General features: G+C 68.9%; 18 protein-coding genes. 6 read left to right on the forward strand and 12 right to left on the reverse strand.

What is annotated here, in order from left to right; translation table 11 throughout:
• Positions 1–103: 103 nt before the first annotated feature.
• Genes flgH through flgB form a run of 8 tightly spaced genes read right to left on the reverse strand, consistent with a single transcriptional unit; the run spans position 104 to position 5,055 of the window.
• On the reverse strand, positions 104–814 hold the full coding sequence (gene flgH / locus OWC43_RS01765; RefSeq protein ID WP_393955470.1) for a flagellar basal body L-ring protein FlgH: 711 nt from the start codon (positions 812–814) through the stop codon (positions 104–106).
• On the reverse strand, positions 814–1,425 hold the full coding sequence (locus OWC43_RS01770; protein WP_393955471.1) for a MotE family protein: 612 nt from the start codon (positions 1,423–1,425) through the stop codon (positions 814–816). Before OWC43_RS01770 ends, flgH begins: the two co-directional genes overlap by 1 nt.
• A complete protein-coding gene (flgI, locus tag OWC43_RS01775) occupies positions 1,422–2,549 on the reverse strand; it encodes a flagellar basal body P-ring protein FlgI (RefSeq protein ID WP_171015574.1) in 1,128 nt (375 codons plus the stop codon). The genes OWC43_RS01770 and flgI overlap by 4 nt, the downstream gene beginning before the upstream one ends.
• Positions 2,550–2,560: 11 nt before the next feature.
• Positions 2,561–3,058 (reverse strand): flagellar basal body P-ring formation chaperone FlgA, encoded by a 498-nt coding sequence (gene flgA / locus OWC43_RS01780; protein ID WP_393955472.1) that lies wholly within the window; start codon positions 3,056–3,058, stop codon positions 2,561–2,563.
• A 50-nt stretch (positions 3,059–3,108) separates the two neighbouring features.
• Entirely contained in the window at positions 3,109–3,897 is a 789-nt protein-coding gene (gene flgG / locus OWC43_RS01785) for a flagellar basal-body rod protein FlgG (RefSeq protein ID WP_393955473.1), read from the reverse strand.
• Positions 3,898–3,911: 14 nt separating this feature from the next.
• Complete coding sequence (locus tag OWC43_RS01790) at positions 3,912–4,244, reverse strand: flagellar hook-basal body complex protein FliE (RefSeq protein ID WP_393955474.1); 333 nt, start codon at positions 4,242–4,244, stop codon at positions 3,912–3,914.
• A gap of 11 nt (positions 4,245–4,255) precedes the next feature.
• The gene (gene flgC / locus OWC43_RS01795) at positions 4,256–4,672 is read right to left on the reverse strand and encodes a flagellar basal body rod protein FlgC (protein WP_137831282.1); all 417 of its coding nucleotides are present in this window, start codon (positions 4,670–4,672) and stop codon (positions 4,256–4,258) included.
• Complete coding sequence (gene flgB, locus OWC43_RS01800) at positions 4,672–5,055, reverse strand: flagellar basal body rod protein FlgB (RefSeq protein WP_137831281.1); 384 nt, start codon at positions 5,053–5,055, stop codon at positions 4,672–4,674. The genes flgC and flgB overlap by 1 nt, the downstream gene beginning before the upstream one ends.
• A 146-nt stretch (positions 5,056–5,201) precedes the next feature.
• Between flgB and OWC43_RS01805 the strand changes: the two genes are divergently transcribed.
• On the forward strand, positions 5,202–7,880 hold the full coding sequence (locus tag OWC43_RS01805) for a heparinase II/III family protein (RefSeq protein WP_393955475.1): 2,679 nt from the start codon (positions 5,202–5,204) through the stop codon (positions 7,878–7,880).
• 89 nt (positions 7,881–7,969) lie between these two features.
• Here OWC43_RS01805 and OWC43_RS01810 read toward each other — a convergent pair whose 3' ends face one another.
• From OWC43_RS01810 to dnaG, 3 genes are all read right to left on the reverse strand, one after another.
• Complete coding sequence (locus tag OWC43_RS01810; protein WP_137829346.1) at positions 7,970–8,344, reverse strand: hypothetical protein; 375 nt, start codon at positions 8,342–8,344, stop codon at positions 7,970–7,972.
• A 316-nt stretch (positions 8,345–8,660) separates the two neighbouring features.
• Positions 8,661–10,658: an RNA polymerase sigma factor RpoD gene (gene rpoD / locus OWC43_RS01815; RefSeq protein WP_137829345.1), complete on the reverse strand. Its 1,998-nt coding sequence runs from the start codon at positions 10,656–10,658 to the stop codon at positions 8,661–8,663.
• 205 nt (positions 10,659–10,863) lie between these two features.
• Entirely contained in the window at positions 10,864–12,777 is a 1,914-nt protein-coding gene (gene dnaG / locus OWC43_RS01820; protein WP_393955476.1) for a DNA primase, read from the reverse strand.
• Between the two features lie 106 nt (positions 12,778–12,883).
• Between dnaG and OWC43_RS01825 the strand changes: the two genes are divergently transcribed.
• On the forward strand, positions 12,884–13,852 hold the full coding sequence (locus tag OWC43_RS01825) for an SMP-30/gluconolactonase/LRE family protein (protein ID WP_393955477.1): 969 nt from the start codon (positions 12,884–12,886) through the stop codon (positions 13,850–13,852).
• 215 nt (positions 13,853–14,067) lie between these two features.
• Complete coding sequence (locus OWC43_RS01830) at positions 14,068–15,222, forward strand: L-dopachrome tautomerase-related protein (protein ID WP_393955478.1); 1,155 nt, start codon at positions 14,068–14,070, stop codon at positions 15,220–15,222.
• A gap of 9 nt (positions 15,223–15,231) precedes the next feature.
• On the opposite strand, the gene OWC43_RS01835 is transcribed toward OWC43_RS01830, so the two are convergent.
• Entirely contained in the window at positions 15,232–15,690 is a 459-nt protein-coding gene (locus tag OWC43_RS01835) for a GatB/YqeY domain-containing protein (protein ID WP_137829341.1), read from the reverse strand.
• A 205-nt stretch (positions 15,691–15,895) separates the two neighbouring features.
• On the opposite strand from OWC43_RS01835, the gene carA reads away from it, so the two are divergent.
• From carA to OWC43_RS01850, 3 genes are all read left to right on the forward strand, one after another.
• Positions 15,896–17,155: a glutamine-hydrolyzing carbamoyl-phosphate synthase small subunit gene (gene carA, locus OWC43_RS01840; protein ID WP_393955479.1), complete on the forward strand. Its 1,260-nt coding sequence runs from the start codon at positions 15,896–15,898 to the stop codon at positions 17,153–17,155.
• A gap of 216 nt (positions 17,156–17,371) precedes the next feature.
• The gene (locus OWC43_RS01845; protein WP_393955480.1) at positions 17,372–18,385 is read left to right on the forward strand and encodes an adenosine kinase; all 1,014 of its coding nucleotides are present in this window, start codon (positions 17,372–17,374) and stop codon (positions 18,383–18,385) included.
• Positions 18,386–18,644: 259 nt separating this feature from the next.
• Positions 18,645–22,673 carry a PAS domain S-box protein gene (locus tag OWC43_RS01850; RefSeq protein WP_393955481.1) on the forward strand — a complete coding sequence of 1,343 codons (4,029 nt, stop codon included), beginning with the start codon at positions 18,645–18,647 and terminating at the stop codon, positions 22,671–22,673.
• Positions 22,674–22,719 lie beyond the last annotated feature (46 nt).

Here is a 22,719-nt window from a genome sequence, read left to right on the forward strand (position 1 = left end):
GTTGGGTTTCACGCTGTCCGTGAGGTTCCAGCCTCCCGACCGCACGCGACGGGCGGCGCAGCCCGGCATGTTCGGTTGGGGCGGGCCGTCGCTCGCCCTGCCGTCAGAACGGCGTCACGGTTTCGAAGATCTGCTGGCCGACGGTGGGGCTCTGCACGTCGGTGATGCGGCCACGCCCCCCGTAAGAGATTCGGGCCTCGGCGATCTTGTCGTAATCGATGGTGTTCCGGCGGGAGATGTCGCGCGGACGGACGATGCCGGCGACGTTGAGCACGCGGACCTCGTTGTTGACCCGCACCTCCTGCGAGCCGGAAATCACCGCATTGCCGTTGGGCAATACTTCGGTGACGACCGCCGCAACCGAGAGGCTGAGCGATTCCTTGCGGTCGATATTGCCCTGGCCCTTGGTCGAGGTGCCGGAGCGGATGCCGGTATCGGCGGTGGCCGAATCCTTCAGCCCCGAGACGCCGTAACCGAAATCGAAGCCCAGGAAGCTTTTCTGGCTGCGCTCGCGCTCGGTCGCGTTGTCGAACTGCGCCTTGTCGTTGATCGCGATGGCGACCGTGATGACGTCGCCGACATTGCGCGCGCGCGGATCCTGGTACAGCTCCGCGCTCGCGGGCGACCACGTGGAATGGTAGCCGTGGCGGCGGCCATAGGCGCCGAAGGCGGTCGGCAGCGGCTCCCGCGGGGCGTTGAGGCCGGTGCCGATCGGCGTCAGGACGGGCGGACGACCGAGGCGGTCGAGATCGCTCTGGCAGGCGCCGAGGCCCAGCGTCAGCAGGCTCGCAAAGGCCGTACGAAAGCCACGCATCACGACCTCTCGTTCTTCTTCTTCGCCGGCTCCGGGGTGTCCCCGGCCGGGGCGTCCCGGCGACCGGTCTCGGTCATCTTGCGGGCGAGGCTCGCCGCGCGGGATGCCTCCATCTCCGCGAGGATGGCGCTGGCGGTGCGGGCATTGAGCTTGGTGAGAAGGGCGGCGGCCGATTCCTCGGACATGTTGGCGAACTGCAGCGCCGCCGCGTCGGGTCGCATCTTGGCGTAGACGGCGACCACGCTCTCGTCGGCCTTGGCCAGGAACTCGTTGCGTCGCTTGAGCCACGCTTCGTACTCGGCCCGCTTCTCCTCCAGCGCCTTGATGCGCTCCTCGACCTGACGTTCGAGCGCGGCGAGCTGCTCCTTCTGCCAAGCGAAGCGGGAATCGGCAGCGGCGTCGGCGATATTGGCGCAATAGCCGGATTTCGCCGGCTCCTTGGCGACGAAGTCCTGAGCCGAGACGTCCTTGGGCGCGTCGCGGATCGCGAGCGCCTTGAGGGCGGCCTCCTTCGCGGCATCACTGCTCTCACCGCCGGCCGCCGATGCGGCGCCGGCGGGAACGAGGCCGAGGACGAGCCCGACGATGAGATTGCGCGCGCGGCGGCTCATTGGACGACCAGCTCCGCCTGCAGGGCGCCGGCGGTCTTCACCGCCTGCAGGATCGCGATGATGTCGGAGGGCTTCAGCCCGACTTGGTTGAGTCCCCGAACCAGGGTCTGAAGATCGGAGCCGCCGAGGATGGCGAGCTTGCCCATCTGCTCCTGGGCGGCGACTTCGGTGCGCGGCACCACCACCGTCTGGCCGTTGGAGAAGGGCGCGGGCTGGGACACTTCGGGCGATTCTGTGACCCGCACGGTGAGATTGCCGTGGGTGACCGCGACGGTGGAGATCTGCACGTTGCGGCCGATCACGACCGTGCCGGTGCGTTGGTCGACGACGACGCGGGCGGGAGTGTCGGGCTGAATCGTGAGATCACCGATCTCGGCGACCAGCCGGGTCTGGGCCATCTGGCGCCCGCGCATCACGACGACGGAGCGCTGGTCGCGGGCCGAGGCGATGCGGCGCCGGAAGGCGCCGAGCGACCACGTGTTGATCGCGTCCGCAATCTGCGTCGCGGTCTTGAAGTCGGGATTCTTCAACTCGAAGACGAGTTCGGGCAGATCGCGGAACGTGCCGGGCACTTCCCGCTCGATCAGGGCACCGTTGGGAATGCGCCCGGCCGTCGGCACGCCCTGGGTCAGTTGCTCGGCCTGCCCCTGCACGGTGAAGCCCGAGACCGCGAGCGGCCCCTGCGCCGCCGCGTAGACGAGGCCGTCGCCGCCGGTGAGCGGCGTCATCAGCAGGGTGCCGCCCTTGAGCGAGGTCGCGTCACCCATGGAGGTGACGGTCACGTCGATCCGCGAGCCGGTGCCGGTATAGGGCGGCAGATCCGCCGTCACCATCACGGCGGCGATGTTGCGGGTGCGCAGCCGCGCGTCGCGCACATTGATGCCGAGCCGATCGAGGAGCGATTGCAGCGACTGCTCGGTGAATTGCGCGTTGCGCAGGGTGTCGCCAGTGCCCTGGAGACCGGTGACAAGGCCGTAGCCGAAGAGCTGATTGTCGCGCACGCCCTTCAGCGTGGCGATGTCCTTGATGCGCGTGCCCGCGGCCCGGGCGGGACCGGCGATCAGCGCGAAGCCGAGCCCTGTGATGAGCCCGAGCAGGATGGCAAGGAGGACGCGGTTCGGCAGGCGGGGTGTCATCACTGCGCGCCGATCTTGATGCGGCCGTCCGCCATCACGGTGCCGAGAACGATGCGATTGGTGTCGGTGTTGCGCACCCGGATCGTCTCGCCGAGCCCGCCATTCTGGAGCGGCGCGCCGACGGTGGTGATGACGAGGCCGTTCTCCTCGAACACCATCTGGGTCGGGGTGCCGCGGCTCACGAGGCGGGGATCGTCGACCGCGTTGACCGGCACCGGTTCGCCCGGCAGCAGCATCCGCCGGGCCTGCCGCCCGATGATCGCCTTCGGAGCGTCGATCACCGCCGAGCGCGCCCGGAAGGTCGACGGATAGGCGCGCATCCGCAGCATCGAATCCTTGATCATGTCGCCCGCGTAGATCGTCACCACCGGCACCGGCAGCTCGATCTCGGCGGCGGCCATCTCCTCGGCGGCAAGGGTCTGCCCGGTGGCGCCCACGGACAAAGCCACGGCGAGGAACGGCAGGAGAAGGCAGCGGGCGAGAAGCGTGCGGGCCATGGGGAACGCGCCGAGACGGGAGCAGGGGAGGGGCGGGCGCGACGCGCGCGTCAGCGGATGCCCTTCGAGACGGTGCCGGCCATCTCGTCGGCGGCCTGGATCACCTTGGAGTTCATCTCGAAGGCGCGCTGGGCCGTGATCAGGTTGGTGATCTCCTTCACCGGATCGACGTTCGAGCCCTCGAGATAGCCCTGGTGCAGGCGGCCGTAGCTGACATCGCCGGGATTGCCGACGACCGGCGCGCCGGAGGCGGGCGTCTCGCGGTAGAGGCCGGTGCCCAGAGGTTCCAGGCCGGATTCATTGGCGAAATTGGCGAGGGTGAGCTGGCCGATATTCTGCAGAGCCACCTGCCCATCGACCTTGGCGAAGACCTGACCCGATTCGTTGATCGTCACTTGAGAGGTGTTCGGCGGGATCAGGATGACCGGATCGACCGCGTAACCCTCGATCGTCACCAGCTGGCCGGCGCTGTTCTTGTTGAACGAGCCGGCGCGGGTGTAGTGAATTTCGCCGCTCGGACTGGTGATCTGGAAATAGCCGCGCCCGTTCACCGCCAGGTCGAATTGATTGCCGGTATTGGCGAGCTGACCTTGCCGGTGGAGGTTGCGGATCGCGGCCGCACGCACACCGAGCCCCAGCATCGCACCCTCGGGCACGGCCTCCTGGCCGGCTTGGTTCGGCGCGCCCTGCTGGCGTTCGGCTTGGTAGAGCAGGTCGGTGAATTCGGCCCGCGCGCCCTTGTAGCCGGTGGTGTTGAGGTTCGCGATGTTGTTCGCGATGACTTCGAGATTGAGCTGCTGGGCCGACATGCCCGTGGCGGCGATGGCGAGAGCGCGCATGGTCTTGGGTCTCCTCAGATCGGCATGCGGCTGAGTTCAAGATAGGCGGCCACGACCTTGTCGCGGATCGCCACGACGGTCTGGAGGCTCTGCTCGGCGGACATCACCGCCTCGACCACCTGCTGCGCCGTGGCGTGGCCCTGGATGCCGGCGATGGAGGTGGCCTCACCCAGCCGCAGGGCGTCGCGCGCCTGGGCGGCGAACTGGGCCATGACGTCGCCGAACTCGGCCCCCGCCGGCGCCGCGGCCTGGACTGGCAGCGCCGCCCGCTGGACCGGCGCGGTTTCGGAGAAGGCGGTGCCGGCGACCTTGTCGAAGGCCGATAGCGAGGTGAGTGCCTCGATCATCGTGCTGGCTCTCAGGATTTGAGGAGATCGATGACGCCCGCGACCATCGCGCGGGCCTGCTTGATGACTTGGAGGTTCGCCTCGTAGGAGCGGTTGGCCTCCCGCATGTCCGCCATCTCGACGAGCATGTTGACGTTGGGCAGCTTGACGTTGCCGTCCTCGTCGGCGGCGGGATTCGCCGGGTCGTGCTCCGTGCGGAACGGCGTCTTGTCGGTGCCGATCTGCGAGAGACGCACCGAGGCGAAGCCGGCAGCCCGGTCGAGCTCGGCCCGGAACGTCACGGTCTTGCGGGCATAGGGATCGGCGCCCGGCGTCTCGCCGGTCGATTGCGCGTTGGCGAGGTTCTCCGAGACGACGCGCATGCGCATCGACTGGGCCTGGAGCCCGGCCACGGCGAGCCGGGAGGCGGAGAGCAGAGGGTCGATCATCACCCGCTCCGTACGGCGGTCATCAGCATGCGGTGGAACGACTTGACCACCGCATTGTCGAGGTTGCTCTGCCGGGCGACCTCGCCGCCCTTGAGCATCTCCTGCTCCAGGCTCACGCTGCTCGACGTGGCGAGCACGTCCCAGTCGCCGGCGGGCTGGGTCCGGAACGGAATCCGGTCGCTCTGCTGCGCGAGATGAGTGCGCGACGTGGCGGACAGGTCGAGCCCGGTTCGGGCCAGCACCTGGGAGAACGGCACCACATCCCGCGCCTTGAAGCCCGAGGTGTTCGCGTTGGCGACATTGCCCGCGATGGTGGCCTGCCGCACCGCGAGGTAGCGCGCGTGCTGCGAGGCAAGGTCGAATAGGTAGACGCCCGTCGTCATGGCAACGCCCCCATCCTCAAACGGCCCCTTCGATTGGTGGAGGGAAAGTGAAACCTTCCCCGTCTCCTGTGGGGTTTAGGTCGGTAATCTTGCACGAGGCTGGCTCTCGGCTTGACAGGTGAGGGCTGCCCGGTGCGCCTGCAGCCATGAGCAGGCGCGACGAGGAACGGGAGCCGCAGGGCGATGGCGGGCCAGGGGCGGTACCGGTCCGCGCGCCGGGCGCTGTCCGCTATGCCGGTGGGGCGGGGCAGGGCGAGCATCCCGGCCTGCACCTCATCACGCCGAACCACCGGTTCGCCCGCGTCGTACTCGACTTCGAGGATCTTCGGCCCGGAGCTTGGTGCTGCCTTCGCTTTGATCTCGCCTTCGACGAGGACGAGGCGGCGGGCCTCGTGGCCGACGCTGTCGCGATCGGCTTCGACTTCCTGGCGGGGGATGGATCGAGCCTCGATCTCGACCACGTGCCGGGGCTGGTGCGCAGCCTGCTCGATCCGCACGTCGCCTGGATTCCGGGGCCCGATCTCACGGACCGTCCGGTGCGCATCGGCTTCCGGATGCCGGAACAGGCCCGCGCTCTCGCTCTGACGGTACGGTCCTGGCGCAACACGGCACCCATCATCCTGTCCGACCCGGTCATCCTCGTCGGCCGGCCCGATCCCGGCCCGCCGCCGCGGCAGTGGATCCTCGACGAGAGCCCGGTCACCTTACGTTTCGCCCTACCCGACGCGGTCGGCCTCGTGCTGCGTGGCCAGATCTACGCACCGGAGCCGGATGAGCACGCCGCGCGGGTCAAGCTCGTCTACCGCGACCATGCGGGCGCGCAGATCGCACCGCCCTATCCCGGTACGGTCTCGGTTCCGGGACTGGGAGCGGTCGTGAACCTGTCGGCCGTGCCGCAGGCGCGGCGCTTCACCCTGGCGCTCCGCCCGCCCAGCGGCGCCGCGTTCGTCGATCTCGATTTCGGTCCCTGGGAAGACGCGCCACGCCCGAACGGTGCCGAATTGCTCGCCGAGCCCGAAATCGCGCTGGAGAACGATTTTCGCCTGGAGAGCCTGTGCGCCGACGATGTTCTCGACGCGCCAGCCTTCCTCGCCCGCCTCGCCGAGCGCCTCGGTCTGCCGGGAACGGCGATCGCCGACTGGGTGCCTCCGGTCGCAAGCGGAGGCGTGATCGCGCCCCTGGCCGGTGCCCGTGCCCTGAGGGCCGGGACGGATCGCGGTGCCCGGATCGATCCGACGGGGGGCGTGGCGCTCGAGCTGGCCGGCCTGCCGGTCTGGACCCTGCCCGAGGGCCAGAACTGGCGGGAGGACCCGTTCCGCTCGGTGGCTTGGCGGCTGGCCTATCAATCCCTCTCATGGCTTCTGCCCCTCGCCGCCCTGCCGCAGGGGAGGGAACGCGCTGGCGCGCTCGCCGCCTCGTGGTCGGCGGCCAATCCCTGGGGGCAGCCGAGCGATCCCCTCAGCCTGCATCCGGCGGCCCTCGCGCCGCGCGCGGAGGTTCTGGCGAATCTGCTCGATGGGGAGGGCGCGGAGCGCGCTGTGATCACGGCCGAGGCGGCACGGCACGGCTTCGCCCTGGCTGAGATCGTCGGTCAGAACACCCTGGCCCGCAGCCTCACCGGCATCCAGGCGTCGGCCGCCCTTCTGGTTCTCGCCCGGGCGCTCCCGTCCTTCCCCTTCGCCTCCTTCTGGGAGACCCTGGCCAGGCGCAGTCTCGAACAGGGATTCGGGGCGATGGTCGGCCGCGACGGTGCGTTTGCCGATCCCGCGCTCCAGACTCGCCTCTATCTGCTGAGTCACGGACGCACGGTCGCGGAGGCCCTCGGGGACGATTCGCCCGGTCCGATGATCGCTGCCCGCGTCACGGCGGCCCTTCCCGGCCTCGCCCGGCTGGTCGATCCTGGCGGGCGGTTGCCGTCCTTCGGCGACGGCGCGAGTCCCCACGACCTGGGCGGCTGGGTGACGCGGCTGACCCGTCGCCCCGATGTCGGCGCGCTCGTCGTCGCCCGTGGCGAGGTTGTTCCCGAGCCGGAGGCCTCAGGGATCTCGACGTTGCGCTACGACGCACCGGAGCGGGGTTGGGCGCAGTTCGCCTGTCTGCACAGCGGACAATCGGCTCTGGGCCACCGCGACGGCACCTCCTTCACCTTCGCGACGGGCGGTCTGCGCTGGATCGTGGATGGCGGCGGGGAGGGGACGGAGACGGGCGCCATGCGCCACTATCTGCTCTCGTCACGAGCCCACAACGTCGCGCGCCCCGATGGGCGCGAACCTGTCGCCGGGCGTGCTTGGTTCACGGCGCGTGTGGATCTCGACGGGGCACAGCTGCTGGCCTTCGCCAGCAACCTGCACGGGCCCGAATATGCCCATGCCCGTCTCTTTCTCGTCCTCGATGATCTGGCCGGACTGGCCGTGCTCGATCGCTTCGTGCGGCGCGGCGCAGCGGGACGGTCGATCTCGTTCGAGGGATTGTTGCACCTGCCCCCCGATACCCTCGTCGCCCTGTCCGGTCCGCACCGCGCCCTCGTCCGGCAGGCGGGCGGACGCCTCGATCTTCGCGCCTGGACGGTGACGGGGCAGGGGGGCGGGATGGACGTGGTGATCGGGCGCAGCGATCGGCCGGGGCGGATGCAGGGCTTCGTCGCCGCGGGCTCCGGCGGGTGGAAGGCCGCTCCGGTGCTGCGCTACGCCTTCACCGGTCGCGGCAGCGTCTGCGGCGGCATGATCGTCGCTGCCGATGCCGAGGCCGAGCGGCGTCTCGTCCACTTGCTCGGCACCGAGCGCGTGCGGCACCTGAGCGAGCCTATCGAGCCGACCGTCCCGTGACCGAATCCGGGCCGGCCGGCGAGGTTTCGTGACCGCAGCGATTGTTCGCGAACGCCGGGACTCGTCCTCCGGCCCGTGGCGACCGCTTGTCAGAAGCCGGCCAGCAGAACCGCGACGGCTCGGTCGATCGACAGGTAGAACACGCCGAAGGCGACGGCCGCCGCGGCGGCGAATTCGAGCGTCTGGTTCGGCAGGGTCTGGAAGCGGCGCATGGTCTCGCGGCCGAAATAGGCGGAGGCCCAGGCGAAGGTCAGCACGGCCGGCAGGATGAACAGGTAGGAGAGCGTGCTCTCGACCCGGAGCGGGCCGGCAGGGTCGATCAGCGCCCGGATGTTGCGTACCCAGGGCGCATTGGCCGCTGCGTACAGCGCCGTCAGCCAGGACAGCCCCACCGCCACGCCGAGATGCAGCGTGAACTGCCGATGCAGCCGCGAGAAGTCGTCGCGCGCGTCGTCGAACGTCATCCGGCAAACCCCCAAATCGAGCCGGCCGGTGATTCTGGCGTCCCCGGCCGCGGTGGTTCCGGGATGCCCGGGAAGTCTGGGTTTTTTGTGACGGGACGGGAACCTTTGGGCGGAACGCATTGCGAAGCGCGGCGCGGCCCGATCGGCGTCACGCTTCTAGTGAGGGGCCGAACACGGCTCGGGGCATGATTCTGTCGGTTCGTCGCGTCCCGTGAATCCAAGGGGCGGCATGGTTCGCGAACAAAAACGGCCGCCCGAAAGCGGCCGTTTACGTGATGTCGTCAAGCTCGGGGCGGATCGTTTCCGCCTCTCCGGCTCAGTTGTCGAGGAAGCTGCGCAGCTTGCGCGACCGACTCGGGTGCTTGAGCTTGCGTAACGCCTTCGCCTCGATCTGACGGATACGCTCGCGGGTCACCGAGAATTGCTGGCCGACCTCTTCGAGGGTGTGGTCGGTGTTCATGCCGATGCCGAAGCGCATCCGCAGAACGCGCTCCTCGCGCGGGGTCAGCGAGGCCAGAACGCGGGTCGTGGTCTCGCGCAGGTTCGACTGGATCGCCGCATCTATCGGCAGAACGACGTTCTTGTCCTCGATGAAGTCGCCGAGATGCGAATCCTCCTCGTCGCCGATGGGCGTTTCGAGGGAGATCGGCTCCTTGGCGATCTTCAGGACCTTCCGCACCTTTTCCAGGGGCATGGCCAGCTTCTCGGCCAGCTCCTCGGGCGTCGGCTCGCGGCCGATCTCGTGCAGCATCTGGCGCGATGTCCGGACGATCTTGTTGATCGTCTCGATCATGTGCACCGGGATACGGATGGTGCGCGCTTGGTCGGCGATCGAACGGGTGATCGCCTGCCGGATCCACCACGTGGCGTAGGTCGAGAACTTGTAGCCGCGGCGATACTCGAACTTATCGACCGCCTTCATCAGGCCGATGTTGCCCTCCTGGATCAAGTCCAGGAACTGAAGGCCGCGGTTGGTATACTTCTTGGCGATGGAGATCACGAGGCGGAGGTTGGCCTCGATCATCTCCTTCTTGGCCTGGCGCGCCTCGCGCTCGCCCTTCTGGACCATCGCGACGATCTTGCGGTACTCGCCGATCTGGAGCCCCGTCTCGGAAGCGAGCGTGAGAATCTGCTCGCGCAGATCCGCGACCTGCCGGCCGCCCTTCTCGACGAAGTTCTTCCAGCCCTTGCCGCCGAGCGTGCCGACGCGCTGCATCCAGTTCGGGTCGAGCTCCCAGCCCTGATAGTGGCGGAGGAACTCGTCGCGGGCGACGCCGTGGCTCTCGGCGGCGCGCATCAGGCGGCCCTCGTGGCTGATGAGGCGCTTGTTGATGTCGTAGAGCTGCTCGACCAGGGCCTCGATGCGGTTGGCGTTGAGCGACAGCGACTTCACGTCGGTGACGACGATGTCCTTCAGTTCCGCCTGCTTCTTGCCCTGAGCGGCCGTCGGCGAGCCGCCGGAGGTCTTGAGCTCGGTCTCTTCGTTCTGCAGCTTGCGCAGCTTGCGGTAGTTCGAGGCGATGTTGTCGAAGGTCTCGAGGACACGCGGCTTGATCTCGGCCTCCATGGCCGCAAGCGACACGTTGTTCTCCATGTCGTCCTCGTCGTCGCCGCCTTCCGGCGGGACGGGACCGTCGCCATCCTCGGATTCCTCGCTCTCCTCGGCTTCCTGCGGCGCGCCGCGGGCATCCGGGCCGGCATAGGTCGCTTCGAGGTCGATGATGTCGCGCAGGAGCACCTTGCCGTCGACGAGCTCGTCGCGCCAAATGATGATCGCCTGGAAGGTGAGCGGGCTCTCGCACAGGCCCGCGATCATCGCCTCGCGGCCGGCCTCGATGCGCTTGGCGATGGCGATTTCGCCCTCGCGGGACAGGAGCTCCACCGAGCCCATCTCGCGCAGGTACATGCGCACGGGATCATCCGTGCGGTCGGTCGGCTCCTTGGTGGTGGGCGTGGCGACGGCGACCGCCCGGGCGGTCGTGGTCTCGGCGACCTCGCCCCCCTCGGACGCCTCTTCGTCCTCGCTGGCCTCGCCGTTGGCCTTCGCCTCGGTCGCGGTCTCTTCGGATTCCTCGGCCTCGACGACCCGGATGCCCATGTCGTCGAGCTGCGCGAGGACGTCCTCGATTTGGTCGCCGTCGACCTGACCGTCCGGAAGGACCTCGTTGATCTCCTCGTAGGTGACGTAGCCGCGCTTCTTGGCGAGCTTCACCATCCGCTTGACCGCGGCATCCGTCAGGTCGAGGAGCGGGCCGTCCGTCGGTTGCTCCTGAGCGGCGTCCGCATCGTCCCGCTCGGTTGCCTTCGTTGCCATGCTCAGCCTATTGTTCTCGTGGCGGCGGCCGGGCCGCAGCCCGCGCGCTTCCCGCGAAGACCCGTCGCAATGTAGGGGAATGGCGCGCTTGTCGAGTGCCCGCGCCGATTCTCGTTGTTCTCGCTCTACCTCGGCGCCCCTTGACCGACCGTTAACCATAACGGCCAATTCACTGCCGTCGCAGTTGGGCCACGCTGACGCGAAATCATTCCTCCCGAGCAACCTCCGCTTCCGCTTCGGCCGCGGCGATCACCGCGAGTTGCTGCTGCACGTCGCATAGCCACGCGAAGTTGGCCTCGGACCCATCCTCGGCAAGGGCGCGTTCGGCTTGGTGAAGTTCGCTATGTAGCGCTCCCGACTGCCGGTGCAAGATCACGGCTTGATGCAGGGTATGTTCCAAGCGCTGCGGATCGGCGTGCGGGTCGAGCATCCAGCGGTCTCCGGGATTGACCAAGGCGGCGAGCCGGGCATGCGCCTCCTCCAGTCCGGAGCGGCGAAGGCGCGCCTCGAGCAGTTCCGGCTCCAGCGCCTCGACCTCCGCCGCCCGGTCGAGCAGCAGGTTGCGCAGGACCTGCGCATCCGGATTGACGAGTTCGAGCGCGGCCAGCGCCTCCTCCTCGATCCCGAGAAGCTCCGGGTGGGCCAGGAGGCTCGCGACGATCATGGCCTCGCGCTTGGCCGCCCGCCCGCCCTGCACCGGTGCCGGGGCCGTCACCTTGAGCAGCGGATTGAAGCCGGTGACGATGCGCGGCGAGGGCGGTGGATCACCGGGGCGCGGACGTCGCTGGAATGGAGCGGCACGGGGCGGGCGTGACGCGGTGGCGTATCCGCCCTCGGAGCGCTCGGGCCGTCCGCCCGAGAGCCCGCGCAGCCGTTCCGCGATCTCGTCGCGGTAGAAGCGGCGCACCGTCTCGTCACGGATGCCGGCCACCGCCTCGCGCAGCGTCTTGGCGAGGCCGGCGCGCCGCTCCGGGGTGTCGAGGGGGCCGGCCTCGGTCTCGCGCGCCCACAGCACATCAACGAGGGGTTGCGCGCTTGCGAGCACCGTGTCGATCGCCGAAGCGCCGCCCGAGCGGGCGAGATCGTCCGGGTCCTGGCCCTGCGGCAGCATGGCGACACGCAGCGACTTGCCGGGCTCCAGCATCGGCAGGGCGACATCCAGCGCCCGGAAGGCGGCGCGCTGCCCGGCCCCGTCGCCGTCGAAGCAGAGGATCGGCTCGTCGGCGTGACGCCAGAGCAGGGCGAGCTGATCCTCGGTGAGCGCGGTGCCGAGCGGCGCCACCGTCTCGGGAAAGCCCGCCAGCGTCATGGCGATCACATCGACATAGCCCTCCACCGCGACGATGCGCGAGCGGTCATGGGCGGCCTTGCGGGCCAGGTCGAGGTTGTAGAGCATCCGCCCCTTGTGGAAGAGCGGCGTCTCCGGCGAATTCATGTACTTCGCCTTGGCCTCGGCCTGCATCGCCCGGCCGCCGAAGGCGACGACCCGGCCGCGCACGTCGCGGATCGGAAACATCACCCGGTCGCGGAACTTGTCGTAGGGAACGGCGACGCCCTCGGCTGTCGCGAGCAGTCCCAGTTCCAGCATCACGTCGCGCTCGATGCCCTTGGCGGCGAGATGGTCGCGCAGGCCGTAGCGGGCGCCGCCGGCATAGCCCAGCCGGAATTGTTTGCGCGTCGCCTCGCCGAGACCGCGCCGGTCGAGATAGGCCCGGGCCTCACTGCCGTTCGGGCCGCGCAGCTGCTCCTCGAAATAGAGGGCGGCGAGTTCCATGATTTCCAGGGCGCCGGTGCGGCGGGCCTCGGCCCGTTCGCTCTCGACGGTCATCTTCGGCAAGGTGACGCCCGCCTCGCTCGCCAAGCGCTCGACCGCCTCGGGGAAGGTGACGCCCTCCGTCTCCATCAGGAAGGTGAAGATGTCGCCGTGCTTGCCGGACGAGAAGCAGTGGTAGAACTGCTTTTGGTCGTTCACGTAGAAGCTCGGCGACTTCTCCGCGTTGAACGGCGAGAGACCGCGCCATTCGCGGCCGGCCTTCTTCAGCCGCACCCGTCGCCCGACGACGTCGGAGGCGGGCAGCCGCGTGCGAATCTCTTCGAGGATGTGGGGCGGATAGCGCACGGATCTCTTTTTCGATGGCCGACCGCGGATGCCCTCCGGCGTGGGGACTCACGCTAACGTAGGCATCTTAACGGAGCCTTCGCCACGTCGGTGCGTTGGCCGGCCGATGAATCACCGTGCCTCCCCCGCTCGCGGCCTCACTCGACGGCCCCTTCTCGGCCTCGCGCTGCTGGCCCCGCTCGCTGCCCGGGCCGGGAACGCGCTCTCCGTCGTGATCGATCCGGACGCGCGGGTCGAGACCCTCTATGCCGAAGGACAATGGTGCGAGGGACCGGTCTGGATTCCGGCTCTGAACAGCCTCGTCTTCAGCGACGTGCGCCGCAACCGGATGATCCGCATTCCCGATGGCGGACGTCCAGAGCCCTTTCGCGATCCGTCCGAGAACGCCAACGGCAACACCCTCGACGCTCAAGGCCGCCTCATCACCTGTCAGCACCGCACCGGGCGGGTGGTGCGGGCGGAGGCCGACGGCGCATTCACGGTGCTGGCCGAGCGCCACGGCACGGGTCGGCTCAATTCGCCGAACGACGTGGTCGTGGCAACCGACGGGGCCGTGTGGTTCACCGACCCGACCTTCGGCATCTCGGTTCCCTCGGAGGGCGAGCCCCGTGCCTCCGAGCAGGCCGGGAGCTTCGTCTACCGCCTCGCGCCGGATGGCACGCTCACCGCCGTCGCGACCAATTTCCACGAGCCCAACGGCCTCGCCTTCTCGCCCGACGAACGCATCCTCTACGTCGCCGAGGCCGGCAAGAGGCCGGACGGCTCGGCGCCGCGGACCATCCACGCCCTCGACGTCTCGGACGGCCGATTGTCGAATGAGCGCGTCTTCGCCCGCGTGGAGAACGGCATTCCGGACGGCCTGAAAGTCGATTCCGACGGTCGGGTCTATGCCGGGACCGGCGACGGGGTACGGATCTGGAACGCCGATGGCTCGCCCGTTGGCCGGATTCCCACGGACGGCCCCTGCGCCAACATCGCCTTCGGTGGCCCGGATGGGCGCCGGTTGTACATCTGTGCCGGTCCGAAGGTCCTGGCTGTCGAGACGCGGGTGCGCGGCGCGGGGCTTCGGGGGTGAGGGCCTCCGGTCGGCGTCGTGATCGAGACAGTCATCGAGGTGGGTTTCCCACCAAACCCCCTCATCCTGTGGTGCGTAGCGGAGCGGAGCCTCGAAGGAGGGATCCAGGGATCGCGAGGCTGGGTGGAGCCCTCCTTCGAGGCCGCTGACGCGGCACCTCAGGATGAGGGGAGTGATGGGATCAATCAATCAAACAGCCGCTGAAAGATGACGGGATGACAGACATGCAACGGCGCCATCTCCTCGGCGGCGCGGCGGGGCTCTTCGCCGCGAATCTTGCCGGCTTGCGTCCAACCCTGGCCGAGCCAGGAGCTGGTCCTCTCGAACTCGCCGTCGCCGCCCGCGCGCCGACGACGCCGACGGGGCTGACGCTCGCGCCCGATGGGCGCATGTTCCTGTTCATGCCGCGCTTCGACGAGCGGACGGTCTTCACCGCGGGCGAGGTCTTGCCCGATGGCCGCGTCGTTCCCTATCCGAATGAGGCGACCAATCGCCCGGATCCGGACCGGGCGGAGGAACGCCTGTTCCATGTGCCCAACGGCGTCGTCGATGCCCGCGGCCGGTTGTGGCTTCTCGATGCCGGCTTGATGGCGTCCTCCGGCGAGCCGGTCCAGGGTGCGGCCAAGCTCGTCTGCATCGATCTCGCGACGAACGCGATCGTGCGGACGATCCCGCTGCAGGGTGTCGTGACCAAGACATCGTCGCTGAACGACTTGCGGGTCGATGCCCGGCCGGGCCGCGACGTGGCCTATGTCACGGATCAGGGGCAGGACGGACAGGGGGCGCTGATCGCCGTCGACCTGGCCAGCGGCCGGGCCCAGCGCCGACTCGCCGGTCATGCCAGCACGCAGTCGGTCGAGGGCACGGTGAAGATCATCGAAGGCCGCGTTCTTCTCAAACGCAAGGCCGATGGCTCCACCAGCCCCATCCAGGGCGGCGCCAACGGCATCGCACTGAGCCCCGACGGGGCGCGCCTCTACTACACGCCGTTGATGAGCCGCCGCCTCTACGCGGTGGACACCGCCGCCCTGCTGGATTCCGCCAAGGACGAGGCGGCGGTCGCCGCGACCGTGCGCGATCTCGGCGAGAAGGGTCTGACCGGCGGGCTCGCCGCCGATTCCCGCGACCGGATCTACCTGAGCCTTCAGGAATTCAACGCCATCGGCCGGCGCGACTCGGAGGGGCGGATCGAGGTTCTGGCCCGCGATCCGCGCCTGGTCTGGCCCGACACGTTCTGGATCACCCCGGACGGCTGGCTCTACCTCTCCGCCGCCCAGGCGAATCGCCGGCCGGAGCACAACGGCGGCACCGATCGGCAGGACCCGCCCTACGCCATCTTCCGGATGCGGATCGACGCCGGGCCGGCCTAACGGGCCGGCCTACTTGCCGGCGAGGGCGTCCTTCACCAGCCCGCTCGCCCGGCCGAAATCCATGCGGCCGGTATACTTGGCCTTCAGGGCGGCGATCACCTTGCCCATATCCTTAGGGCTCGCCGCGCCGGTCTCGGCGATGGCGTCCGCGATCGCGGCCTTGGTTTCGGCCTCGTCGAGCTGCTGCGGCAGGAAGGTCTGAATGATCTGGGCTTCCGCCCGCTCGGTCTCGGCGAGTTCGGGCCGTCCGCCCTGCTCGTAGACGCCCGCCGCCTCCTGGCGCTGCTTGATCATCTTCTGGAGCAGGGCGAGGATGTCCTCGTCGCTGGTCTGGCTCTTGCCGAGGCCGCGGGCCTCGATGTCCTTGTCCTTGAGCGCGGCCTGAATCATGCGCACCGTCGAGAGCTTCTGCTTCTCGCCGGCCTTCATGGCGTCCTTCATCTCGGCGGTGATGCGCTCGCGCAGCATGATATTCCACTCCAGGCGTGAATGAGTGCGGGTCCGGCCTGTTTTCCGCCGGGCTTGCTTGTCCAAGACGTTGCGCGAGCGTAGGGGCGCGACCAAGTTGACCCCGAAGCCGCCGGCTCGCTATGAGCCCGGCCGAGATCCCGCACATCCCCGCGGCCCTGACGACGGGCCGCGCGAGGCGGCGGACATAAGCCGGATCGGACCCATGCTGCAAGACGAACCCGCGACCCTGCGCGCCGATCCCGCGCGCAACACCCCCGAGCCGAAGATTCCTGAGCCCTGGGCCGAGCCGCTGGCCACGGCGCTGCTCGTGCTCGCCGACGGCACCGTGCTGGAAGGCTTCGGCATCGGGCAGACGGGCGTCGCCGACGGCGAGGTCTGCTTCAACACCGCCATGACGGGCTATCAGGAGATCCTGACCGATCCGTCCTATGCCGGACAGATCGTCACCTTCACCTTCCCGCATATCGGCAATGTCGGCACCAACGACGAGGATCTTGAGAGCCTCGATCAGGCACCGGCCTCCGGCGTGCGCGGTGCGGTGATCGCCTCGGCGGTCACGAAGCCCTCGAACTGGCGATCCTCCTCCCATCTCGACGGCTGGCTCAAGGCGCGCGGCATCGTCGGCATCACCGGGGTCGACACGAGGGCGCTGACCGCGCTGATCCGCGACCACGGCATGCCGAACGCCGTCATCGCCAACGACCCGCAAGGCCGGTTCGACCGCGAGGCCCTGAAGGCGCGGGCCGCCGCGCTCGCCCCGATGGAGGGACTCGACCTCGTGCCGCCGGTGACCTCCCGCGAGGCCACCGCCTGGACCCAGACCGTCTGGGCGGTGAAGGGCGGCTACGGCTCCCGCGCGGCGGGGCAGGGCCTCAAGGTCGTGGCGATCGACTACGGCGTGAAGCGCAACATCCTGCGGCTTCTCGCCGAGGCCGGCTGCGACGTGACGGTGGTTCCGGCCACGACCAGCGCCGAAGAGATCATGGCGATGAAGCCGGACGGCGTGTTCCTCTCCAACGGTCCCGGCGATCCGGCCGCGACCGGTGAATATGCCGTGCCGGTGATCCGCCAGCTTCTCGACGAGCGGGTGCCGACCTTCGGCATCTGCCTCGGCCACCAGCTGATGGGGCTCGCGCTCGGTGGCCGCACCGTGAAGATGGGGCAGGGCCATCACGGCGCGAACCATCCGGTGAAGGACCACACCACCGGCAAGGTCGAGATCGTGTCGATGAACCACGGCTTCGCGGTGGATCCGAAGAGCCTGCCGGAAACGGCGGTCGAGACCCACGTCTCGCTGTTCGACGGATCGAATTGCGGCCTCTCGCTGACCGACCGGCCCGCCTTCTCGGTGCAGCACCACCCGGAGGCTTCGCCCGGCCCCCGCGACAGCCATTACCTGTTCGAGCGCTTCGTGAAGCTGATGCGGGAAAACAAGCCCGAGAGCGCGCAGGCGGCGGGCTGACCGCATCCAATGGGGGCGGGCCCTGGCTCCGCCCCCACCGATCGTGACGGTCGATCGGACGCGACGCTTCGCGATGTTGGAAGCTCTTCGCAATCCGGACGTCGACCGATCCGATCGAGAAAGCGCCTCACACGCCTCACCGCAGCTTTGCTTGACGCCCCGTGAGGGCGGTGCGACAGGCGCGGGATACGCTGACCCGCGAGACAGGACAGACCGATGTCGCAGCCCCTCGATCTCCTCGTCCTTGGCAATGCCATCGTCGATCTCATCGCCCATGCCGACGACGCCTTCCTGGCGGATCAGGGCGTGGCCAAGGGCGCGATGCAGCTGATCGACGAAGAGCGGGCGGAGGCCCTGTTCTCGGTGATGGGCCCGGCCACCGTCGTCTCCGGCGGCTCCGGCGCCAACACCGCCGTCGGCGCGGCCCTGCTCGGCGCCAACACCGGTTTCGTTGGCAAGGTCCGCGATGACGAGCTCGGTCGCCTGTTCAGCCACGACCTCAAGGCCACCGGCGTCGGGTTCGAGACCGTTCCGGCGGGGGACGGCCCGGCCACCGCCCGCTGCTTCATCCTGGTGACGCCGGACGGCGAGCGCACCATGAACACCTATCTCGGCGCCTGCCAGAAGCTGTCATCGGACGACGTGGACGAGGCCGCGGTCCGCGCCGCCCGCGTCACCTATCTCGAAGGCTATCTGTGGGATCCGCCGGCCGCCAAGGACGCGTTCCGCAAGGCGGTGGGCATCGCCCACGGAGCCGGCAATGCCGTGGCCCTCACGCTCTCCGACGCCTTCTGCGTCGATCGCTACCGCGATGAGTTCCTCGGCCTGATCCACGAGGGCAGCATCGACATCCTGTTCGCCAATATCGGCGAGCTGCAGAGCCTCTACTCCACGGACGACCCGGACAAGGCCGTGGCGGCTCTGCGCGACGAGCGCGGCGGACATGGCAAGCATCTGCTTGGTCTCGTCACCCGCTCGGCCGACGGTGCCCTGGTCGTGCGCGGCGGCGAGGTTCGCCCGGTGGAGGCTTCGCCCGTGCGCGAAGTCGTCGACACGACGGGCGCGGGCGATCTGTTCGCTGCGGGCTTCCTGGCCGGTCACGCGCGCGGCCTCGATTACGTGGCGAGTGCGCGCCTCGGCACCCTCGCGGCGGCGGAAGTGATCGAGCATATCGGCGCCCGCCCGCAGCGCGACCTGCTGGCGCTCGCCCGTGAGCGGCGCCTGATCTGATGCGGAGCGGATCGCCGGTGCGCTTCTCGGTGCCGCCGAGGGCGCGCGCGGCGGCTTAGGCCCTCGGGTCACGTCGATTTATCAAGTGTCTTCCAGCCTTTATCGGTAGGATGACAAAACGTTCGACCTGCTCATTGCCCTGTTAACCATTATTTGTCCGGTCTGGTAGAGATTACGCGGTGCCGGATACTGATTCGGCATTCTTGTCGCGATGCCGGCTGCCCCGAGGTGGCCGCCCTCACGAAAGGCCGACCGAGTCGTGCGCCAGAACCTGCGCCAGCGCTCCCGCTTTCTCCGTCTCGGTCCGGGGGCGGTCACGGCTTTCGGCTGCGCCATCCTCATCGTCGTGATCGGTCTATGGCACGTCTCGCGGGCCTGGGACGCGGCGATGAGCGGCGCGCGGGACGACGTCGCCAATCTCAGCCGATCGCTCGCCCAGCACGCCACCGGCCTCATCGACGGCATCGATCAGACGCTCGCCGGCATGGCGGAGCGGGCGGCCGCCGATGATGCGCCCGCTTTGGCGAACTTCATCCGCCGTCGCGGGGCGACGTCGGGGCATGTCCGCTCCTTCGCCGTCCTCGACGCCGAGGGGCATTGGCTCGCCGATTCGCGCGATCCGGAGGGGACGCGTCGCACACCCGAGGCCGGTCGGGACGACATCCGTTGGCACCGCGAGCATCCTGGCGCCGAGCTTCACATCGGTACGCCGCGTCCGGATCGTCCCCGAGCCGGATCCATCATCCCGCTTTCGCGACGATTCAACCGGCCGGACGGCAGTTTCGGCGGCATCGTCCTGGCCGCTTTCGATCCCGCGATCCTCCAGGGGGTCTACGACGGCGTCCGGCTCGACGCGCAGAGCGCCATCGCCCTGTGGCGCGACGACGGGCGCCTGCTCGTACGCCGGCCCGCAATCGACTCGATCGATCGCGATTTTGCCGAGACTGACTTCTTCCGGGCGCTCGTGGCGGGAACCGGAACCTCCCACTCGTTCGAACTGCCCGGTGCCGTCGACCGCGTATGGCGGCTGACCGGCTACGAGCGCCTCGCCCCATACCCTTCGCTGATCGTCGCGGTGGGTGCGAGTCTCGACGGGCTCGTCGCCCGCTGGCGTCAGGAAGCCCTGATCGAGGCGACGGCCCTCGGGGTCTCGGTGCTCGCCCTGATCGGCCTCGGCATCGGCCTGGAGCGGCGCGAGCGTCGGATTCGGGCCGTGGAAGCCCAGACCGCCGAGGCCGAATCCCTGTTCCGTGCCCTGTTCGATCACGCGACCGATGCGCTCTTCGTCCACCGGATCGGGACGGATGACAGCATCACCCTCGAGACCCTGAACGGCCGGGCCGCGGGCATGCTCGGCGGACAAGCGAGCGATCTCAAGGGTCGGGCCTTGAGCGAGGTCCTGCCGCCGAGCCTGTACGATCAAGTGACGGCCGACCTTCGCGCGACCATCGAGAGGGGCCAGCCGCAGGCCTTCGAGCTGCGGGAGGGTGAGGAAGCGGGCGGACGCATCTTCGAGGTCGTGCACGTGCCCCTGCGGGGGCCGGACGGGCAGATTTCCCGCGTCTTCGCGGGCGCGCGCGACATCACGCATCTGCGCGCGGCCGAGACCGCGGCCCTCGATGCCAATCGCCTCCTGCTCCTGGCCGAGCAGATGGCGCAGGTCGGTCACTGGCATCTCGACGTGGTGAGCGGTCGCCTGCGCTGGTCCGACGAGGTCTACCGCATCCACGGTCGCGATCCGGCGACGTTCCGCCCGACCCTCGAGGATGGCATCGCTGCCTATCACCCAGAGGATCGCGAGATCGTCGCCGCCATGGTGGCGAATGCCATCGAGCGGCGCGGCAGCTTCGAGTTCACCCTACGGCTTGTGCGGTCGGACGGGGATATTCGCCATGTCCAGGCACGCGGCATCTGCGTGCTGGGCGGGGCGGGGGAGGACGGGGAGCCGACCGTCGTCGGGCTGTTCGGCGTGTTCTCCGACATCTCTCAGCGCGTCCGGGCCGATGCCTCGGTGGTGTCGAGCGAGGCGCGCTACCGCATGCTCGCGGATGCCGCCACCGACATGGTGGTTCAGGTCGATCCAGCGGGGATCTGCCTCTACGTGTCGCCGGCCATTCGCGATCTGCTCGGTCGCGAACCGGAAGCGCTGACGGGGAGCGCCTTCGCCAGCCTGATCCACCCCGACGATCAGGGCGAGTTCGCCGGGATCCTGGCCGATCTCGCCTCCGGCCAAGGGGACCGCGCCGTCAGCGTCAGCCGCCTGCTCCATAGCGAGGAACGCTGGATCTGGGTCGAGACGTCGCTCAAGACCCTGAGCCTGCCCGACGGTCGTTCCGGCGGCTTCGTGGCTTCCGTGCGCAACATCGACGAACGGCGCCGGGCCGACCAAGCCCGCCGCGAGAGCGAGGACCGCTACCGGCTCCTCGCCGACAATGCCTCGGACCTGATCGTGCTCGGTCATGCCGATGGGCGGCGCAGCTACTACTCGCCGGCCGTCACCACGATCCTCGGCTGGACCGTCGAGGAGGCGCACAAGATGACCATGCGGAAATGGGTCCATCCGGACGACCTCGAGAAGGCCTTCGCCGCCACGGCCGGCCTGACCAATGAGCGCCCCCACGCGAAGGTCGTCTACCGCTTGCGCCACAAGGCGGGGCATTACGTCTGGACCGAGGCGGCCTTCCGCCTCGTGGCCGGCGATGCCGGGGACGTTCGGATCGTCACGGCCATCCGCGACGTCACCGAGCGGCAGGAACAGGCCCGTCATCTCGAACAGGCCAAGGCCGAGGCGGAGGCAGGCGCGCGCATCAAGGCCGAGTTCCTGGCCAATATGAGCCACGAGCTGCGCACGCCGCTCGCCGGCATGCTCGGCACCCACGATCTCCTGCAGAGCGATCCCAGCCTCACGCCGGCCCAGCGCCGCCTCGTCGGACTCGCCCAGGAATCCAGCCGCTCGCTCCTGACCATCGTCAACGACATCCTCGACTTCTCGAAGATCGAGGCCGGCGAATTGTCCGTCGAGAACGTCTCCTTCAGTCTCTCCGATCTCGTCGAGAGCTGTCGCCGTCTCGCCGCCGAGGCCGCCCGTGCCAAGGATCTCGCGATCACCGTGTCGATCGCCCCGGATGTTCCGGACTGGCTCAAGGGTGACCCGACCCGGATCCGCCAGATCCTGCTCAACCTCGCCACGAACGCGGTCAAGTTCACCCAGGAGGGACGCGTTCTCATCGCCGTCACGCGCCAAGCCATGGAAGACGGTGTCGTGCGCGTGCGGATCGCGGTGACCGATACCGGTATCGGCATCGCCGAGGAGGCGATCCCATCCCTGTTCGAGCGCTTCAGCCAGGCCGACGGTTCGATGGCGCGACGCTTCGGCGGCACCGGTCTCGGTCTCGCGATCTGCAAGCGGCTGGTGGCCTTGATGGGCGGCGAGATCGGCGTGGAGAGCCGGATCGGCGAGGGCTCGACCTTCTGGTTCTCGCTGGCCTTGCCGCTGACCCAGCCGGAGCGGACGCCATCAGGGCAGATGGAGCTACTCGGGGCATCGCCGCGTGTCCGGCATATCCTGCTCGCCGAGGACAACCGCATCAATCAGGAAATCCTCACGACGGTTCTCGAACGGAAGGGGCACACCGTGACCCTGGTCGAGAACGGTCGCGCGGCCCTCGCCGCCGTTCAGGCCGGTACGGGTTTCGACGTGATCCTGATGGATGTGCAGATGCCCGAAATGGACGGGCTGGAGGCCACTGCGGCGATCCGGGCACTGGAGCGGACCGAGGCGCGCGTCCGCACGCCGATCATCGCGCTGACCGCCAATGCCATGAGCCAGGAGATCGAGCGCTGCCGATCCGCCGGCACCGATGCGCACGTGGCCAAGCCGGTGCATTGGCCAGACCTGTTCGTGACGATCGATCGATTGTGCCGCCCGCAGGGCGAGCCGGCGGAGATCGACGGTCCCGTGCTCGACGAGGACATGCTCGAGATGATGGCGGGCGTCGTCGGCCTCGATCGGATCAGGGACCTCCTCGCCGTGGCCATGCGCGAGATCGAACGCCGCATCGCCCTACTCTGCGAGCCGGACATCGAAGCGGCGTCCTTTGCCGCCGAGGCGCATGTCCTGATCTCGCTCAGTGGTCAGCTCGGCTTCACCGAGCTGTCGAACCTATGCCGTGAGCTGGAAGGACGCGCGACGGGACAGGACGGACGCAAACGCGTCCCCGAATTGCGGGCAGCGCTGGAACGCGCCCGCACGGCCATCTCTACCTGCCCCTACGCCCGGGCGGCGTAGGCGCAAACCGATCGGGTCGGGCACCGCCCGCCACGCGCGAGCCTCA

It is taken from the genome of Methylorubrum sp. POS3, from assembly GCF_043352485.1.
Taxonomy (GTDB): Bacteria; Pseudomonadota; Alphaproteobacteria; order Rhizobiales; family Beijerinckiaceae; genus Methylobacterium; species Methylobacterium suomiense.

Excerpts from the sequence above, each read along its gene's own strand:
- flgH (WP_393955470.1), bottom strand. The coding sequence starts at position 814 with ATGCGTGGCTTTCGTACGGCCTTTGCGAGCCTGCTGACGCTGGGCCTC.
- OWC43_RS01770 (WP_393955471.1), bottom strand. The coding sequence starts at position 1,425 with ATGAGCCGCCGCGCGCGCAATCTCATCGTCGGGCTCGTCCTCGGCCTC.
- flgA (WP_393955472.1), bottom strand. The coding sequence starts at position 3,058 with ATGGCCCGCACGCTTCTCGCCCGCTGCCTTCTCCTGCCGTTCCTCGCC.
- flgG (WP_393955473.1), bottom strand. The coding sequence starts at position 3,897 with ATGCGCGCTCTCGCCATCGCCGCCACGGGCATGTCGGCCCAGCAGCTC.
- OWC43_RS01790 (WP_393955474.1), bottom strand. The coding sequence starts at position 4,244 with ATGATCGAGGCACTCACCTCGCTATCGGCCTTCGACAAGGTCGCCGGC.
- flgC (WP_137831282.1), bottom strand. The coding sequence starts at position 4,672 with ATGATCGACCCTCTGCTCTCCGCCTCCCGGCTCGCCGTGGCCGGGCTC.
- flgB (WP_137831281.1), bottom strand. The coding sequence starts at position 5,055 with ATGACGACGGGCGTCTACCTATTCGACCTTGCCTCGCAGCACGCGCGC.
- OWC43_RS01805 (WP_393955475.1), top strand. The coding sequence starts at position 5,202 with ATGAGCAGGCGCGACGAGGAACGGGAGCCGCAGGGCGATGGCGGGCCA.
- OWC43_RS01810 (WP_137829346.1), bottom strand. The coding sequence starts at position 8,344 with ATGACGTTCGACGACGCGCGCGACGACTTCTCGCGGCTGCATCGGCAG.
- rpoD (WP_137829345.1), bottom strand. The coding sequence starts at position 10,658 with ATGGCAACGAAGGCAACCGAGCGGGACGATGCGGACGCCGCTCAGGAG.
- OWC43_RS01825 (WP_393955477.1), top strand. The coding sequence starts at position 12,884 with ATGAATCACCGTGCCTCCCCCGCTCGCGGCCTCACTCGACGGCCCCTT.
- OWC43_RS01830 (WP_393955478.1), top strand. The coding sequence starts at position 14,068 with ATGACAGACATGCAACGGCGCCATCTCCTCGGCGGCGCGGCGGGGCTC.
- OWC43_RS01835 (WP_137829341.1), bottom strand. The coding sequence starts at position 15,690 with ATGCTGCGCGAGCGCATCACCGCCGAGATGAAGGACGCCATGAAGGCC.
- carA (WP_393955479.1), top strand. The coding sequence starts at position 15,896 with ATGCTGCAAGACGAACCCGCGACCCTGCGCGCCGATCCCGCGCGCAAC.
- OWC43_RS01845 (WP_393955480.1), top strand. The coding sequence starts at position 17,372 with ATGTCGCAGCCCCTCGATCTCCTCGTCCTTGGCAATGCCATCGTCGAT.